Annotated in this window: 17 protein-coding genes; all 17 read right to left on the minus strand. The window is 64.5% G+C overall.

Going from position 1 to position 17,256, the window contains the following annotated elements:
* Window positions 1-28 precede the first annotated feature (28 nt).
* The 17 genes from DVK05_RS09790 to DVK05_RS09885 all read right to left on the minus strand — a co-directional run bounded on the left by DVK05_RS09790 (window position 29) and on the right by DVK05_RS09885 (window position 17,256).
* Entirely contained in the window at window positions 29-682 is a 654-nt protein-coding gene (locus DVK05_RS09790) for a hypothetical protein (RefSeq protein ID WP_121563175.1), read from the minus strand.
* 66 nt (window positions 683-748) lie between these two features.
* On the minus strand, window positions 749-3,499 hold the full coding sequence (locus tag DVK05_RS17100) for a hypothetical protein (RefSeq protein WP_158598856.1): 2,751 nt from the start codon (window positions 3,497-3,499) through the stop codon (window positions 749-751).
* Window positions 3,499-6,375 carry a fibronectin type III domain-containing protein gene (locus DVK05_RS17105; protein WP_158598857.1) on the minus strand — a complete coding sequence of 959 codons (2,877 nt, stop codon included), beginning with the start codon at window positions 6,373-6,375 and terminating at the stop codon, window positions 3,499-3,501. Before DVK05_RS17105 ends, DVK05_RS17100 begins: the two co-directional genes overlap by 1 nt.
* Window positions 6,376-7,566: a hypothetical protein gene (locus DVK05_RS09820; RefSeq protein ID WP_121563180.1), complete on the minus strand. Its 1,191-nt coding sequence runs from the start codon at window positions 7,564-7,566 to the stop codon at window positions 6,376-6,378.
* A gap of 6 nt (window positions 7,567-7,572) precedes the next feature.
* Window positions 7,573-8,244 (minus strand): hypothetical protein, encoded by a 672-nt coding sequence (locus DVK05_RS09825; RefSeq protein WP_121563181.1) that lies wholly within the window; start codon window positions 8,242-8,244, stop codon window positions 7,573-7,575.
* Window positions 8,245-8,288: 44 nt separating this feature from the next.
* Window positions 8,289-8,570 carry a hypothetical protein gene (locus tag DVK05_RS09830; protein WP_199712310.1) on the minus strand — a complete coding sequence of 94 codons (282 nt, stop codon included), beginning with the start codon at window positions 8,568-8,570 and terminating at the stop codon, window positions 8,289-8,291.
* A 41-nt stretch (window positions 8,571-8,611) separates the two neighbouring features.
* On the minus strand, window positions 8,612-9,754 hold the full coding sequence (locus DVK05_RS09835) for a hypothetical protein (RefSeq protein WP_121563183.1): 1,143 nt from the start codon (window positions 9,752-9,754) through the stop codon (window positions 8,612-8,614).
* Window positions 9,755-9,878: 124 nt separating this feature from the next.
* Window positions 9,879-10,445, minus strand: coding sequence for a hypothetical protein (locus DVK05_RS09840; RefSeq protein ID WP_121563184.1), 567 nt, complete (start codon window positions 10,443-10,445; stop codon window positions 9,879-9,881).
* Window positions 10,442-11,359: a hypothetical protein gene (locus DVK05_RS09845; protein ID WP_121563185.1), complete on the minus strand. Its 918-nt coding sequence runs from the start codon at window positions 11,357-11,359 to the stop codon at window positions 10,442-10,444. The genes DVK05_RS09840 and DVK05_RS09845 overlap by 4 nt, the downstream gene beginning before the upstream one ends.
* Window positions 11,360-11,396: 37 nt before the next feature.
* Window positions 11,397-11,900: a hypothetical protein gene (locus tag DVK05_RS09850; RefSeq protein WP_121563186.1), complete on the minus strand. Its 504-nt coding sequence runs from the start codon at window positions 11,898-11,900 to the stop codon at window positions 11,397-11,399.
* Complete coding sequence (locus DVK05_RS09855; RefSeq protein ID WP_121563187.1) at window positions 11,900-12,349, minus strand: hypothetical protein; 450 nt, start codon at window positions 12,347-12,349, stop codon at window positions 11,900-11,902. Before DVK05_RS09855 ends, DVK05_RS09850 begins: the two co-directional genes overlap by 1 nt.
* Before the next feature lie 2 nt (window positions 12,350-12,351).
* Window positions 12,352-13,074 carry a hypothetical protein gene (locus tag DVK05_RS09860; protein ID WP_121563188.1) on the minus strand — a complete coding sequence of 241 codons (723 nt, stop codon included), beginning with the start codon at window positions 13,072-13,074 and terminating at the stop codon, window positions 12,352-12,354.
* A gap of 6 nt (window positions 13,075-13,080) precedes the next feature.
* On the minus strand, window positions 13,081-13,992 hold the full coding sequence (locus DVK05_RS09865) for a hypothetical protein (protein WP_121563189.1): 912 nt from the start codon (window positions 13,990-13,992) through the stop codon (window positions 13,081-13,083).
* Window positions 13,993-14,002: 10 nt separating this feature from the next.
* On the minus strand, window positions 14,003-14,215 hold the full coding sequence (locus DVK05_RS09870) for a hypothetical protein (protein ID WP_121563190.1): 213 nt from the start codon (window positions 14,213-14,215) through the stop codon (window positions 14,003-14,005).
* A 6-nt stretch (window positions 14,216-14,221) separates the two neighbouring features.
* On the minus strand, window positions 14,222-15,454 hold the full coding sequence (locus tag DVK05_RS09875) for a hypothetical protein (RefSeq protein ID WP_233562191.1): 1,233 nt from the start codon (window positions 15,452-15,454) through the stop codon (window positions 14,222-14,224).
* Window positions 15,451-16,470 (minus strand): hypothetical protein, encoded by a 1,020-nt coding sequence (locus DVK05_RS09880; protein WP_121563192.1) that lies wholly within the window; start codon window positions 16,468-16,470, stop codon window positions 15,451-15,453. The genes DVK05_RS09875 and DVK05_RS09880 overlap by 4 nt, the downstream gene beginning before the upstream one ends.
* 93 nt (window positions 16,471-16,563) lie before the next feature.
* On the minus strand, window positions 16,564-17,256 hold the full coding sequence (locus DVK05_RS09885; RefSeq protein WP_121563193.1) for a hypothetical protein: 693 nt from the start codon (window positions 17,254-17,256) through the stop codon (window positions 16,564-16,566).

Genomic DNA, 17,256 nt, shown 5'->3' on the forward strand with positions numbered 1-17,256 from the left:
AGTCCGGAAGCGACCACCGGTCGACGACTCAAACGGCGTTGTCGCTCGCGCGGAACCGTCTGTCACTCGCGAACAGCGACGCGATCTCGCGGACGCCCTCCTCAGCTGACCACCCCACGCCGCGGTAGTGCCGGACCGGCGCGCGCCACGCAGAGCGTTCGTAATGGCTCCAAACGCGCGTCTGTCGGCCGCCTGCCGCCGGCGTGAGCCGGATGTGGAACTGCCACATCCCGAAGAAGCCCTCCGGTCTGTAGGCGTACGAGCCGACCTCCCAGACGCGCTCGCCCGTCGCCTCGTCGACATCGTACTGGATCGACGCGAGCGTGTTCGGATACACTCTCGACATCGACCGGAACTCGGTGCGGACCTCGCTCGGCGGCGCGTCGATCGTCCCGACGAGCGTCCGCGTGTTGAGTCGAAGCCCGGTCTTCTCCGGGAGGGCGTCGGCCGCCGCCGACACATCGATAGCGGTGTGTCCCTCGACGACGTCGAGCTCCGCGTCGTAGTCGCCGTCGGCGAGGCGGTCGAGCACAGGGAGGACAAGCCGGCGGGCTCGCCACAGGTCGGGCCACCGGCCGAGGTAGCGCTGCGCAACGAGGAAGAGGACGAACGCGAGCGCCGGCGCGAGCAGCTGGGCGTGTTCGAGAGCGATGCGACTCAGGGTGTCGATGAGTGCGGTCATGAATCAGGGTGCGCTGGTAGCCTCACGCCCGCCGCGCGAAGCGGGCGCTCATCGGTGCGGTCGTGGTCAGACGTTCCGCGCAACCGCGGAGAGCCGTCGCCGCAGGTTATCGACGACGTCGCCCGCAGTCTCCCGGCTCCCCAGCGTCAGCGTCACCTCACGCGCCGCACTCGAGATGTCACGCACCTCTAGCGGGCCCTCAAAGGGCAACTCATCTGCCGGGATCGACGCGACGAGCGACCGGCTCGGGTCCGTCTCGCGGATGGTCACCTCGGCCTCCTCCAGTGGCTCGGCAACCTCACGAACGACGGCGAGCGCCAGCTGCTCACACTCGCGGTTCGACGTCGCATCGGGGAACTCCTCGCGCAGCGTGTCCGGATCGTCGACGGCGGGCTGCGCGTACTCGCCTTCGAATCGCCACTCGTAGTCGATCGCGTACTCCGTGCCGGGCGTCATCGACCCACCTTCGAGGATGGTGATCGTCCCCTCGGAGTGGCCGAGTGTGTAGTCGATGTTGCGCTCGTACTGCGTCGACCGGTCGCCGACGTCGTACACCGTCTCCGAGCCCGTGTCGACCGGTCCCTCGTCGAGGCCGACGTTGAGTCCGTAGTCGTTCGCCACGAACGTCTCGCTCTCGACACTGGAGGTCTTCCCCTCCGCGATAACGCGTTGGTAGCTCTCCGCGATGGACCGCTGCCCGTCGAAGGAGACAAGCGTCGGCTCGCTATCCGCGAGCCGCTGCCCGGGCTGAGTCCACTCGATGCGATACTCCGCGTTCGCGTCCGGCGCCGCACGCCGGAGCTCCCAGATGAAGTCGCCGGCGTCGGCGATCCGGTTGAGGAGCTCTTCGATCGTGCCGCGATGGACGAAGTCGAGGAGCACGGGTGTGTTGATGAGGTCGGCAAACAGGTCGAGAAACTCCAGCCGGTGCGGTGTGTCACCGAACTCGCCCGAGGCGGTTCCGGAGTCCTCGCGCCCGAGCGTGACGCGCGCCTGAAGCAGTTGGCTTGGCTCTGCGAACGTCGCGGCGTGTGTCGATCCCGTCCCCTCGTCCCACGCGGCGGTCTGGTCGTTCCGGAGCGCGAGCGCCACCGGGCCGCCGCCGGCCATGTCGACATCGATCTCGGCGGCGACCACCTGCTCGACCGACGTGATCGGCTCGAAGACGATGTCGATGTCGGCCGGACGCTGCTGCCACCCAGTGACGACGCCGTCGACAGGCGTCGTGTCCTGGTCGACTGGGAAGCGCGCGTCGCGAGCGTGGAGGAAGTCGAGATAGAGCTCGCCGCCGGATGTCACCGGGATCCGGACCTCGAAGTCGTACACCCCCGGCTCAAGCGGGCCGTCGTTGTTGAACGTGACCTCGAACGAATCGAGTTGGAACTGTCCACCCGTATCGTTGATGCCGCCCGGGCCGAACGACGAGACGACAGTTTCGGAGCCGTCGGGATCGGTCCGCGTGAACTCCAGTCCTGGCGCCTCACCCGACGGGATGCCGTACACGATGGTCGCCGTCGCCTGTCCGTCGGGGATGGTGTGCTGGACTTGGAAACTTATCTCGCACGCCTCGCCCGACGACAGCCGCACCGACTGGCCGCCGGACCACTCGCCGCCCTGCGTCGTGTTGACGGTGCCGCTGTAGTCGGCGTCCTCGGCCTCGCGGAACCAGCCGGTCGGCTGTGCGTACACCTCGTTGTTCTGGACGGTCAGTGGCGACGTCGCCGGGAACGGATCGGCACCACCGAGCGCTTCGGTGAAGTCACCGGAGTCGCTCGCCTGGAAGAGCCGCACGTCTTCGCGGGCGTCTGTCTGCGGGTCGTCGACGTTCGCGACCCAGCCAAGTTCCTCTTCGATCACCTCCTCGGCGGCGACATGCGCGTCCGCTTCGGGGTACTCGATGCCCTCGACGTCGTCTTCAAGCGCGGTCCCGCCAACAGCGACGAGGACGTCTTGTGTCTCGTCGCGCTCAACAGTCTGGAGCTCGTCAATCGGCAGCCGGGTGCCGTCCTTCCAGGCGCGGATCGTCGAGCCCTCGACATCGGTCTCCTCCCACGTCGACGAGCGGGGCACAGGGACGCGGATCTCGGGCTGAGCGTTGAGTCGTGGCCGCCACTCGGCGTCGGTGAGGACTGTCGGCGAGAGGGTGTCGCCCGACGGATGGTCGACCTCAACTTTCCAGCCGCTCGCAGGGATACGTCGGTCGCGGATGCCGTCGAGTGGCGGCGTTGTCGCCGTCTCGGTGTTGCTGTCGGCTTCAGTATGTTCGGTGTATGGTCGGATCCGGTAACGGTACTCACGACCTGGCTGCGCCGTGTCGTCGGTAATGGACTCCGTGTTGGTACCGGCGTCAAGAGCGATCCGTTCCCGCCCCCATGACCCGTCGGAGAGTCGTCGTTCACGGACGACGTACTGACCGTCCTCGTTGTCGGCGTTGTCAGTCCACGAGAGGTCAATCGCAGTAGAGGAAACAACCGAGACGGAGAGGCTGGTCGCGCCGGGGAACTGCGTCGTGATCGCGACGGGGTCCGTCCACGCACCCGTGCGGTGCTCGGTCTCCGTCCGGGCGCGGACCTCGTACTCCTCACCGTCCTCGCGCCCGACGAACTCCATCGTGAGCGTGCCGAACGCGCCGATAAACTCGGCGAAGCCCGTAGCGGAGGACCCCCACGCCGACTGCCCCGTCTCACGTATCTGGATGCGGACCGAGCCGTAGTTCGTCGGCGCGCTCTCGCGGTCGACGGCGACTTCGTCCTCGACGCCGTTGCCGAGGACGGGCTGATCCTCGTCTGGGAGCGTGGTGGTGAACTGCTGAGGCATCAGCTATCGTCCTCCGTCTGCGTGTGCTCAGTACTCGCTACGACACGAGCGTCGTACGCCTCGCCGTTTCGCAAGCCCGTCAGCGTCGCGGACGTGGTGTCGCGGGCGACCGTTGAGTAGGTCGTCCACGAACCGGCGTCGGTTGGCTTGTACTGGACGAGCGTGTCACCGTAATTGTGCGACGCCTGCCACGCAAGATCGGCGGAGTCGGCCGTCACGCCCGAGACAGTCAGGTTGGTCGGCGCGGGCAACACCGTTTTTTCCGTCGAGACTGGCGAACGCGTCCGGAACTGGCTGCTGGATCGCTCGCCTCTGCGGTTCTGGATAACTTTGGTCTGGACCTTCACGTCGTACTCTTCGCCGTCGAGTAGCCTGGGTATGGTGTTCGACGTGTCGTCGACACCTGTTGCCCCGCCGTTGTTGAACAGGTACTCGAAATCGGTTTCCGACGACCGCCTGAACTCGACGTAGTTGTTGTCTCTGAACGCGGCGTTGTTCTCCCACGTCAGGCCGATCTCGCGCTCCGTCGACGCGTCGAGCGAGAGGTTCGACGGCGCGGCGGGCGCGGTGTACTCGTGGAGGATGTCCGAGACGACCACGCGGTCGACGGCGAAGTGGTCACCGCTGAACATACCGACACTCGTCGTCGTCCCGACCCGAATCCGGTTATCAGTCGAAAGGTCGGGAGATGGTACGAGGGCAGCGACCTCAAACCATCCTTGACGGTTGTACGCCGACCCGAAGTGTTCTAGCGGTTGCCATGAAGAACCGTCATACCACGATATTCCGAAGTCCTCGTTCGGGGTATCGAGGCTCGCTATGGCGAAGGCGCAGCGGACCAACACGTCGGACTCGCCCGACAAGTCACCGAGGTTCTTCTGTATCCACGTCCCCTCGTCGTCGCCCTCGCCTTCACCGTAAAAGTAGTTCGACCCCGTGTCGGCTCCGGTAATGGTCAGGTCGCCGCCTCCAGAACCAGAGCGGACTCCCGTGTCTCCCGCGAGGTTTGTCTCGTCCCACGCCGAGAGGTCGCCACTCTCGAAGTCGTCCTCAAAGTAGACGTTGCCCTCGTTGCCGTAGTCAGCATACGCCCACTCACTCGTCTTTCCATCGGGAGCGACTGTCCTGAGCCGAAGCTGGTATCGCGCGTCGGCAGAGAGGATATTGTTCAGCCCGCTGACGGTAAACCACCGCATATCGTCGGGGTCTGACGCAGATATACCGCCCCAACCCCCGTATCCGCTCCCGGTGTCCTCTCGGAATTCAATCTCGGTTACGTCGCGGATGTCGCTTCTGTTCGTCCAGTGGAAACGGATCGTGTTCTTTGGCGGGGAGCCGTTTGGCCCAGTCTCTCGCGTGACGTATGGATCGTGCGGCGGAACAGGTGTTGTGTAGACCGGGTCGGTGTAGGTCCAGTCGGACGGCCCGGCGCCGTTGACGGCCCGAACACGGAACTCAAACTTTGAATCGATACCGACCTGCGCGCCGTATGCGTTGTCAGATCTCGGCCCGTAATGATGGGTTTGTCCTGTGACCGTGCGGTCCGAAGCGGTCCCGACTATACCCGCGCCGGGCCCAGATTCTTGCGCGGTCCACACGAACGGGTCTGCGATGTCCGCGACTGCTGTTGTGTTTGATTTACTGTAGTAAATCCTGAAGTATTCGTCTCTGCTGTTCTGCCCGTCCGCCTTGACTACGTAGAGTTGGTAGTTGTTTGGGTCCGGGTCTGGGTTCACGATCGCTTCTCCGCTGACGCCGGACACGCCGGCATCGAATCTGTCCGGTCGCTCGTTCCATTTGGCAGCAAAGGCCAGATACACGTACTCTCCTTCGCCCGAGTCGGCGTAGTCTCCGGTTTTGAATTCGCTTGTGAATATGTCCTCGAAACCAGTATTTTGCGTTGCGTCCACGCGACCGACCTCGTTGAATCCGTCTTTGTCTTGTGTGACGGATACATCGCCTCTCCACGACCCCCAGTCGCCGAACCTGTTTGTGACTGGCGACGGCGACGACGGCCCGCCGGCCGGACTCTGCCACGTCCCGCCGTCGCGCCGCACCTCGACTTCGAAGTTGTCAGGGTCTCCCGCCGACGCGTCCTCGGATATGCTCACGTCGATCTGGTCGTCGGCGACGTACGCGGCCGACGCACCGGGCGGGAGTGGCGCGACCTCGTACGTGATCGTGACGAGGCCGCCCTGCGAGTACGACCGTGACGACGCCCCGCGTTCGTTGGCGGTAACGGTGTCGAGACCGTCCGTGTAGTTCGACCCCCCACCGCCGCCGGTAGAGTCGGCCGGACCCTGAAAGGCTATCTGCGCGGCGCCGCCGCCGCCACCGTACCACCCCGCGCCGCCACCACCAGCATTTGAACTGTCTGGATCGCCCCCACCGCCGTCGCCACCGGCCCCGAACGACCCGTCCTGACCGTCAATGTCGTCCGTGTCACCCGCTCCGCCCGACGTTTGTGTCCCCCCTCCCCCGCCGCTGCCGTCCTGTCCGGTGTCCGCGCCACCGTTGCCGCCCGGTTCGTTGTAAAAATCAAACGTGTCGTTAAAGTGCCCGCCGCCGCCGCCACCGGCCGCGACGGCGACGCGGTCGTTGAGTGTCGTCCCACCGACCCGGATGTCGATGGAGTCCCCGCCGTCCTGGCCGTCGCCGAGTCCGGCCCCTCCGGGGCTGCTGCGGATACGGAGTACGTCGCCGGGCGAGACGGAGAGCTCTCCGGCGACGCGCCCGCCGTCACCCGAATCGCCGTATTCTTCGGAGCTACCCGGGGTGCGTTGTTGTCCCGCTTCCCCCTCTAGCTCGACCGTTACAGAGGACGCACCGGGCGGGACGGTGAAGTCGTCGCCAGCAGTGAACGTCTCCGTCGGCATCTACAGACGCACCTCCTCACGCGCCACAAGCCCCTGCTCGACGCCACTATCGAGGACGCTCGTCGAGGCGATCGGCTCAAGCAACGCCTCCAGGTCCGGCGGCGGGAGCTCGGCGACCGACTCGGGCGCCCACACCTCCAGCGTCTCGCGCCCGCGCTCCAGATCCACGTCGACGGCGTAGACGTCGCCCTGGTTCGTTCCGGCGACGGCCTCGAACTCGACCTGCGCGGCGACGCGTGCCTGCCCGATGTGGGTGAGGTCGACGTCGGCGGGCTGCCAGTCCGTGTCGAGATCACCGTCGGCGTACGAGGGCAGGTCGACGGCGGTCCAGGTGTCCGTGTCGGCGTCCCACTGCTCGGCCTCGAGGGCGGCCGTGGCGTCGGCGGTGGTCGGCTCGTCGATGGTGAGCCGGAGGAGGCCGTTACTCAACACCACGCTTCCGGTGAACTCGTGGTCATGGGCGTACACCGACTGCCACGCCCGAACCCGACCGCTGTCACCCTCAATAAACTTCGAGTCGCGCCCGTTCGTGTCGTACACACGGACATCGACAGCGGCCTGTGCGTCCGGCGACACGTCGTACAGGAGTACCGGCTCGTCGATTGACAGTGTCGTTGCGTCGAAGCGGTCGACGTCACCGAACTCGGTGGCGACGGTGGCGACGGGTGTGGGTCGGGTCCGCTGCGTCGGCTCCGATGTCGAGTCGACGGCTCGCACTTGGCGGGCGGCCGCTGGAATACCTACGTGTCCGTCAAGGTCGCTCCCAAACTCATGGCCGGGATCGGGCTGTGAGGGCAACGTCTCCAACGCCTGAAGATGGCTCTTTCGTGTGCCGGCGTTCGTCAGCGTGAGCGTCCACTCCCAAATGTCACGCCCGCCGGCGTGGACGGGCTCGACGTCCGCGCTCTCGATCTGGTAGTAGCCCGACCGGTTGCTGTCGCCGCCGTACAAGGAGACGGCGCCAAGCGCCGAGTCGGCAAGCTCCTCGAGTTCGGTCGCGACGAGTTCGGAGTAGTACCGGCCGAGGGCGTACCGGCCCGTGAGCGTGAGGTCGGCCGCCTGCGAGGAGAGCGCCTCGACGATCGCGTCGCTGCCGAGGACGCCCTGCTCGGAGAGTTGTGTGCCGAGTGAGTCGCGCTCGTCGGGCGTCGTTGCCTCTGGGAGGGGGATTGTGTAGATTCGCGTGGTCATGGTGGATCAGAAGTCCGGAACGAGGTCGCCAAGCTGGTTGACGGCGTCATCAGCAGCCTCGCTGAAGTCCTCAGTCACCTCGTCGACAGCGCCCGGGACGCGGGCGACGCGCTCGAACTCGAACGTGTAGCTGACCACGCTCGAGTCGTCGGGCTGCTTCTCGGCGCGGGCCGACAGCAGTGCGACGGGAAGTGGCTCGCCGTACACGCCCGGGCTGTCGGCGTATGTGCCGTCGGTCCACGCGCCGGTGTAGAGCCGGGCTTTGCCGCTGGAGTCCGAGCGCACCTCAGCCAGCCAGCGGAAGAGCACGTCGCGCTTCACGACTGGATCGACGTCGCCGGTCGCGTCATACTGGTTCGCCTCGCCCGCGGCGCTGGATTCGTCGCCCCACTGGAGGTCGTCGTCGCCGACGCCGACGTTGGCGGTGTACTGGAACGTCGACCGGCCGCCGCCAGCGTCCAGGAAGAAGCCGGCGCGGCGCGGGATCTCCGTGTCCGGCAGGATGTCCGTCGGGTCGAGGTCGCTCGCTTGCTGGTACAGGGTCGAGATCACGTCGCCTCTACCACCGACCAGATGGTTTATATTCAGTTCCCTTGTTGGCGTGAAATCGCCTCTGAATTCGAAGGTTGCTGTGCGGTCGAACGCATCCAGTTCAAGTACGAATCTGTCGGTGAGCATTGGTGTACTGAAAACGGTACGCGCTGACCGGCGCGGGGCGGTGGTTAGACGTCGTCTTCGAGTTCGTCGCCGTCAACGACTTCAAACCGCTGTGAAGCACGCTTCTGATCTTCGCGGATTCGGCCGACTGTGTTGCGGAGTTCGGATAGCTCTTGCTGCTCGCGTTGCGCGTGAGTGTATCCGACAACGATCCCAGCACCAGCTGCGGCTGCGAGTACACCCACCGCAGTTAGTTCGGCCTCGGCAGGTATCTCACGCAGGTGGAGGACAAACACCGACGCGACAAACCCCCCCGCAACGATTGCCCGGGTGCCTGTTTTATTCATATCTATCTGTCTAGTATGTGGATTGATAAGTGGTGGGCCAATCAGCGACGTATATCTCGTTTGAGGTCGTCAAGGTCGCCCTCAACGTCTTCGACCCGATCGATAAGGTCACTCTTGATGTCGCGTATCTTCTTGTCAAACTCTCGGCTGACTTCCCTGACGAGCCGATCAGTATCGATGTTGAACGTGAACTGCGGTGAGACGTCGAAGCTATTTGTAACAGTTGCTGCCTGACTCCGTCTGGTGTTGGATTGTGTGCGGGTCGGATCGCCGGGATCTGTTCCGAGTGTGATGCCGTTGTCTCCGCCAAACTGTATTCCCCCGGGACCGAGTGTAATCCCGTTATCACCGCCGAGTTGTACTCCGCCGGTGCCATCGGAACTGTTGTTTGGCTGTCTGTCTGCTTCGCTACCACCGCCCGACACGCTCGGCCAGTTTGTCACCTCAACGGGATGCGGACTCTGGATGTCGCTGCCGAAGTTGAGGTCAGGGAAGTCGACCTCAAGCTCGGGCGAGACGTCGACGCGTGGAGAGACGTCGACTTGCGGCGAGACGCTCAGCTCCGGGGCGACGTCGAGCTCGGGCGTGAACTCTGGCGAGAACTGTGGCGAGAACTCGGGATTGAACGTCGGCCGGAAGACCGGAGAGAACGTCGGCGACAGCTCGGTGTCGGTGGTGATCGTCGGCGAGAGCGTGTCGCCCCCCCTGCCACTGCCACCACTGCTGCCACCCCTACCACCACCGCCACCACCAGGAACAAAATCGGCGATGACGTTCCCGACGCCTGTCGTGACGGTGTCGATAACGGCGTCAGCGACCGTATTTCCGGTTTCTACTGCAACGTCGCCCGCTGTTTCCGCGCCCACTCCCAGCAGCTCGGTCCCGACGCCGCCGAGACCGCCGCCAGTTGGGCCGGCCTTAGCAACGTGATCCTCGATTTCTTCGAGGTAGTAGACGGCGTCTTCGAGATGCTCCGTCTGCGCTTCGGCGAGACGCGCCGAGCGCCGTCCGCCGGACGCCCCACCACCGCCGTCAGACCGCATTTCCGGGGGGCGGCTGCCACCCCCACTCGACACGGTAACAGGGACATCCTCGAACGCTGCCTCAACCTCTTGACGCGCCTGACGCAGCGAGCGCTCTTCGACGAGGATCTCGACCGTGCTCTCTGTAGAGAACTCGCTCACAGGATATCACTCACGTTGGGCGGATCAGTCAGGACCATCAGTTTGAGGTCACGGATCGGATACTCGCGCGCTTCGCGTGGGTCGTGTCCGGCAGCCACGGCCCTCCCGATGAGATAGTCGCGTTCTACGCTGTCGGCGACATCTCCGAGCTCCGCTTCGTCGTGAGCAAGTGCGCGTAGCTGCCCGCGCCGCTCGGGTTTCCCACGGTGCTCACCTCGTCGACGCGGTCTTGGAGCCAGCGACCGGTCGCGAGCGGCGGCTCCTCGTCGAGGACGGCAACCGTCTCCTCGACATCCTCGATAGGCACTTCCGGGTACTCTTCGCCGTCGTGTTCGAGATACGGCGCGTCGTGTGTCCCGATCGCGATCTGCCAGAGTGTGCGCTCTGTCTCACCGCTCGTGTGTTCATCCAAACGGAGCCCATCACCCATGGAGAGTCGCCGGAGGGTGATCTCTTCAGTTTCCCAGTCCGACCCCGGATCGTCGGTGTCGGGGTAGTCTTCTTCGGGGAAGCCACGAAGCCAACCGACGCCTCGACGGTACGTTTCGAGTCGTGAAGAGCGCTCGTCGAGCGACTGGTACACGTCCGTTGACGGATCCATGTCCGCCATCCGGTCAGTGACTTCCTCGAGTTCGGTGGCGATACGCTCGGCTTCTGTTTTGAGGTCGATCGTTTTGTCAGAGTCGCTCATGCGGTGGTCTCCGTGGCTTCAACGTCGGCGACATGGTAATCAATCGGTTCGCTCAGGTCAGTGCCGGCCGCAACCAATTCCTGCCAGTTGTACGTGGTTGGCTGGACGCCGGACAGCGCGTACTCTATTGTGTCACCGAGGCCGTTTTCCATTGAGAAGACGGCGTCAACAGCGCCGACGATCTCAACGCCACCATTCGACGTCGACGCGGCGGCGAGTGTCTGTTGGTCGTTCTCGGTGAACGTCGCATTACTCGACAGACTCGGCTCGATAGCTCCTGTGACGGCATCGTACGGCTTTCGCGACTGCCCAGTCCGCATCCGGGACAGATTCGACAGTGAAAGCGTACACGACTGCATGAGCGCCTGAGACGTGCCGTCGACGACCAGATTGGTCCCGTGATAGGTGTATATCTGGTCGTTGGTTGGGCGTTCGATGTCTGCCTCGTCCGGTTCTGAGATACTGTCGTCCTCGTCGCCGAACAGCATCGTCAGCTCGACACGGTTGTGCTCACCGCGGTTGTACTCGATCGTCGCGTCCACGACTGCCGTCCCGACTGGCGTTCGCGGGATGGTCGAGCCGTCCGGGAGGTCGATCCCGAAGTACCACGAGGCCGTCGGCGCGAGCATCGACGAGTGGGGGAGCGCAGTCCCGCCGTCCGCAAACACGAGGTCGTGCCAGTTCGCGTCGGTGATGTCCCAGCTGACGGTCGCTGCGCCCTCCCACGGCCCCTCTCTGGAGCCGTCGGGCGTCGGGTCGTCGGGATCGCGTGTGCGTTGAAGCGCTTGGTTGACTGCCAGTTCGCTGACAGTGATGTTCTTCCCTGGAAGGTACCAGTTCGGATCGGTTTGCGGACCGGCGCCGAACGAGTTCTCAGGCGTCCAGAAGACGCTTGCTGAACCGGCGCCAGTCACAGCTGTTCACCTCGATTCGTCTGTGTATGAGTGTTGGTCATCGCTTATCAGGATCTTGGCGGCCGTTAAGGCGGACCTCGATGTTGACGGCAAAATCGTCGAGGTTGTTACTCGAGATATCTTTCGGCCCGCCGACTATCGCTTCAAGATAGGTGACGTGGCCGATCGGATCGTCTGCTTTGATGCTCGGATACTTCCGGCGGGCGTCGAGGGCAGCCTGCGTGTAGTTCACGAGCCGCTGGAACTCGTCATCCGAGGGGATTGTCCCGCCGGCGCGGACGTGTGACCCCCGGATGCGGATGTCGAGCGTTGTCTCAACGTCGTAGTTGAACTCAGTTCCCAGCGGCTCCCGGGTTCGGCTCGGTCGCGACACAGCAATTGCGGCGTGTCGTGAGAACTCGGCCGTTTTTGTCCGCTCGCCGGTCTCAAGGAGTTCGGGTTCGTGCCGATCGATGCGGACGATGTCCTCGTCTTCGAATGCGCCACCGGGCCACTCGGCGGCGATCGCCTCAAGCGCCCAGCGGACTTCGCTCTGAACCACTAGGGCATCACCTGCCGAAGATCAGACATCGCATCGCGAATCGCTCGCGACTCGTCGATGCCGCCGGTCACACTACCCCAGTTCACACTGTCTGTCTCGACGTGTGCTGGTGCGCCTGGCGGGCGAGTTCCTTCAGGTGGCGACTTCCAGTAGAAGCTGAGTATTGGATTGCCCTCGATGGTGTGCGGGTCAACACCCCATTCGAAGAGCGCCGTGAGCCCCGGCCACTCGATACGGATGGTGATGCTGTCGCCGTCGCGTCCGATGTGAGGGCCCTCAGCATCTTCCCAGATGTGATCGATGTCGTAGTCGTTCTGACTGGCGTACGCCTTCCAGTTCTCGCGAGCAGCCTCCATCAGCTGCGGCCCAATCTCGTCGCGAACGGTCTCCTCGATATCGTCGAGAGTCGCTTCGCGGAGTTCATCTTTGAAGCTGCGTTTGAGCCCCATAGTCAGAGTGTCGAGAAGCCCGTGTAGTCAGCGACTGTATCTTCCCACGATTCTTGGAGAGCCGATCGTTTTGAGGAACTGCTGGTCAGCTGCCCGTCGTCGTCAACACTCCGACGGAGCTCATCGTCGAGGGCAAGTTGCGTGGCGGCCTTTGCGGCGATCGCCTCAGAAACGTCGGGCGGCACACTCGTGACGACGTTGTCGGCGTTGATCTGTACCTCTTCGCCGAGTGGGCCGTACCGATACGTGAGTCGGACAAAGCTCGTGTTCGGATCATCACGGCGCGTGATAGCGAGCCGGCGCTCAAACACTCGAAGCCGGCGACGCCGGTAGTCCATCGACCACGCGTCACCTTCTTCGTCGGTGACGTCGTCCCACTGGTTACGCCCAGATCGGATTTCGATGGTGTCCCCCTCGGTGGGATCGAACGGGAGTGGTCGAGGATTATCGACGATAACTTTCGCCGGCGACCACGACCGCGCGTCTTGGACGTCGTGGACTTCCCAGCTTCGGGGCTCGTCGACGGCGCCGACACGCACGGGATGGAATGCCCGTCCCGTCCGGTTGATCCACGTCTGCGTGGCAGATGCGACGCGTTTTTTGATCCGATCCAACAGTTCTTCGGAATGACCTCCGGCGGCGGGATCTGGATCTGGGTCTTTCCCGAGAGCCAGTAGTACGGCGTCGACGGTGGCGTACCGGATCGGGTCAGCGGAAGCGGACATCGGGCGTCACTCCTCGGTGTCGGGCGTGGCCGTGAGGTCGGAGATCTCTGCGTCGCCGTTGACGACATCGGCCGCCTCCTCAACCACTGCCGGGTCGTACCGGGTGAGGTAGTCGGTCATGTCCGTGAGCCCGGCGCTTTCCAGGTCGATCTCGAAGTCGACCGGCTCGAGGTCGTCGCCGAGCACATCCTCGAGCACGTTGCGGGCTCCCGTGCGATCGTCGCCGAGCCGCTCAGCCTGATAGAGGGCGTTGAGCGAGTCGACGTCCCACTTCTCGTCCGCATCCGTCTCGAGCTCCTCTTCGAGTTCGGCGATGGTGTGCGCACCGGGATCGAACGGCGGTTCCGATGCCTGAGCCTCGCGCAGGACGGCGATGATCTCCGACGCCTCCGACCGAGAGAACCGACTCGTGTACTCGTCGGAGCGCTGCGTGGAGACCGAGGCCTCGTCATCGGTTTCGACACCGGCGATCGCGCGGAGCTGATCACGGTAGGGCTCTTCGTCGTCTTTCTCGAACACGCGCCCGACATCGTCCAGATCGAGCTTCTCCATGACCTTCTGGCGCGTCCAGCGGTCGAATCCTTCGTAGAACGCTTCGGGCGGGAGGTAGTTCTGGTCGAGCAGCGCCTCAGCGAGCCGCTCGGGGTCGTAGATCACCTCGAAGTCGCTGCGCGACTCCAGCGCATGGACGCCGATGTTGTTGTTTTCGACGTGGTTTGCGTCGAGGTAGGTCGGCAGCAGCGCGAGGTAGACGCGGCCGACCTGGAACTTCGGCGGCCCGTTGTAGCCGACCCGCTGTCGGATGTCGCGGTCGACCTTCGTCGATTCGTCGCCGATGTAGCGGAAGCCGACGAACTCGACTTCGGCGTGATCCTTCTCTTCGAATTCGCGTGCGCTCGGGAGTGTACTGATAGGCATGATGTGGGGGTTACTGCGTGGTGACTTCCGTCTCGACGCTGTCTTCGCGCATCGCGCCGACGAAGTACTCGGCGTCGAGTTCGAGCACCGTGGTGTCGTCGTTGTAGACGTACACCGTGCGCTCATCGTCGCGACGCCAGTGAGTCCCCTCAACGGTGTGGACGTACTGCGTCCCGTCGATGAGGGCGGTAACGCTGATAGTAGTAGTATCGCGGTCGCTCATGTGTTGTTACTCGCCGATGTCGCGAAGCAGCGCGGCCGAGGCGAAGTCGCGGTTGACCGCCTCGTGGTCGAGCTTCATGAGCGCCTCGTCACGGTAGTTGCCGGTCGCGAGGTATCCCTGCGACTGGCCACGGCCCGCGGTCTCGACGTAGGGCTCCTGGAACTGCTCGATCGCGAGGCGCGGCTGGCCGCGGATCGTGTCCGTCGGGACGATGAAGATCGACGAGATGTCGCCGTGCTTGATCGCGTGCTGGTTCGCCACGATCGGGATGCCGTCGTAGTCACGGAACCGGGCCGTCCCAGAGAGTCCGCGAATCGTCTCGGCGTCGCCGACGTCCTCGCTCACGTAGTCCGCCATCGCGGCGTTGTTCCGGACGTGGTTCCGGTCGGCCGCGAGCTCGGAGAGCACGCCCGCGGTGTCGTGACCGGTCAGGATCGCCGTGTCGCTGTAGACGTCGACGTCGGCGAACTCGTTGAACGTGTTGAGGAACCCGGAGAACAGGTCGTTGTTCAGCTGGCGGACGCTCGACGCGTTGAAGTCGACGTAGGAGTCCGCCCAGTCGTCGTTCGACCGGTCAATGTTCCCGTAGTCGAGGTCGCCGTCGTTGTAGGCAGTCCCGTTGGGGTCCTGCGCGTTGGCTTCCTCGTCGCTCGACGCGATGACGCGGTCGAGGCTGGTGATCTGGTCGGTCGCGTCGTACTGCGCGTCGCCGGCCATGACCGGCTTGGCGAGGCCGTCGCGGTCGATCGCGAGGTCGAGCTGCTCCTGCTGGAGCTGCCAGAACTCCTCGAAGCCGACCGCGTCCTCGATGGCCGCGTAGATCTCCTGGAGGTCCGACACCTCGATGACGGCGTCCGACCGCTTAGGGTCGAACTCGACCTTCTCGACGCCGAAGGTGTTCCCGTCAGGAACCTGACCACCTTCGGTGTGCGTCTGGAGGTCGACCGGGTTGGTGGCCGCGCGGTAGGCCTTGGCGGTGACCGGGCCTTCGAGCGAGGCGTTGAAGCGGTCGACCTGCGAGAGCGCGTTGTACCAGGCGTGTTCTTGGTTGTACTGCGCGTACAGCGTCGCGGTGAAGATGGCGTTGACGTGCGCCTCGGTCGTGGAGTCGTACTGGGCGCGCTGGAGCAGCCCGTCGTCGAAGTCGAGCGGAACGTCGCTGACGACGTTGTTCTCGATGAACGCGCCGGGGCTGTGCCCGCCGGCGTAGCTCATGAAGGGGTGACCCTCAGCGCTCATGCGTCATCACCTCCGGTGACCGCGCCGGCCTCACCGACGGTCTGAGAGCCCTCGCTGGGCGCCGTGACGACCGTGTCGTCGGTCGTCGCGAAGTCGCCCTTCTGGTCGACCGTCTCGACCAGCGTATCGGCGAGCTCGTCGTCCTCGGAGAGCTTCTGGGCGACGGCGCCTGCCATCTCCGAGAGAACGCCCTCGGCGGTGACGGCGTCCGCGACGCGCTCGTTGATGTTGAGTTCGCCGAGCTTCTGGTCGACCTTCTCCTCGAGCATCTGGTCGACGTCTCCCTCGTAGGGGTCGTCGTCCGGGTTGTTGCCCGCGGTGTCGACGTCGCCGCCCTCGGGCATCCCGCCATCGCTGCCGCCGTCGTCCTGTCCCTCGACAGAGACGCCGGGGACGTTCTCGGAGATCCAGTCAGCGGCGCACTCCTCGGCGTCTTTGCCGACCGACTCGGCGTAGTTCTCGACGGTGTCTCGGGCGTCCGAGCCACCGACTTCCTCGACGAGTTCGAGGGTGCTCATCTGGCCGTCGCCGTTCTCCTGCTTCTGGTCAACATCCGGGTCGTCCGGAGTCGTGCCGTTTTCGTTGTTCTTCATGTCTGATGTTTTGGTGTTGGTCTCCGCGCGCTGGTCGAGTTCGCCGTCGAGCTGCTCGTCCGCGGCAAGTGCGTCGAACTCGTCGACGAACCGCATCGGGTCCATTTGGTCGGCTGCCTCGGCGGCGGCCGAGAGTAGGTCCATGGCGCCCTCCTCAGAGAAGCGTGTGCGGTCGGCGATGACGCCGGCCGCCGTTCGCATCTCCTTCTGGTCGACATCGTCGCCCTCGATGGTGGCGAGCTTCTGGTCGACCGACTCGTCCAGCTTGCGGATCTTCTGTACAACTGCGTCTCGGTCGACGTCGTCGCCCGCCTTCTGGTCAACCGTCTGGAGGATCTCGAACGGAGAGTCGTCCTCAGACAGATCGCCCAGAACCGTACGGGCTTTGCCGTCGACAGTCGGGGTTCTCCCGAAAATGTCCATGTGTCGTGTCAGAATCGAGACCGTGTTTCCGGATGGCGGTGGTCAGCCGCTGTCTCACGCCTCGCCGGCGTGGACGTCTTTCTGCGATGAGAGCTAGAGTTGGTCTTCGACGCGCCCGGCGAGGCTGTTCCGGCGCCGGAGTCGACGCCGGATCGACGCCTCGAGCACGCCGCCGTGCTTGAAGTCGACAACGTCGAAGTCTGCCGCCGGGTTCATCACTTGGCTCTCGTGACCCAGTGTGACGGCGTGGAGGTCACAGTCGACCGTGACGCGCGTCCCGTCGTTGCGGCGATGCTCCTGGTTGGAGTAGACGGTGACCGAGTAGCCGCCGTAGTCACCGTTGAGACAGCGGACGCGCGCCATCTTGCTCTTCGTCGTCTCGTTGCCGAGGTTCGCGACGAGCGTGAACTCCTCATCGTCGACGGTCGTCTCGTAGTGGATGCCGTTGTCGGTGGTCCACTCCCACACCGGGACGCCCACGGGGACGTCGTCGTGGCGGGTGGAGATGATCCCCGGTTCGCGAGTGCTCTCGAGGTAGCGGTCCAGACTGTCGGCGACGGCCTCCATCTGGATCTGCTGGCCGCTCCGGTCGACGATCTCGACCGACGCGGGCCCCTCGATGATGAAGTTCTTCGCCTCGAAGACCGGCTCGATCCACTCGTCAGGGACGTCTTCCCGGGTGAGCCGCCGGTCGTGGACTGGCCCGTCGGGCTCGACGGACTGCCCGATAGCCGCCTTGCGGTCGACGTCGCCGTCGACGGGCTGGTTGAGTACGCGGATGCTCAT

Source organism: Halorubrum sp. Atlit-8R, from assembly GCF_003666025.1.
GTDB classification, from domain to species: Archaea; Halobacteriota; Halobacteria; order Halobacteriales; family Haloferacaceae; genus Halorubrum; species Halorubrum salinarum.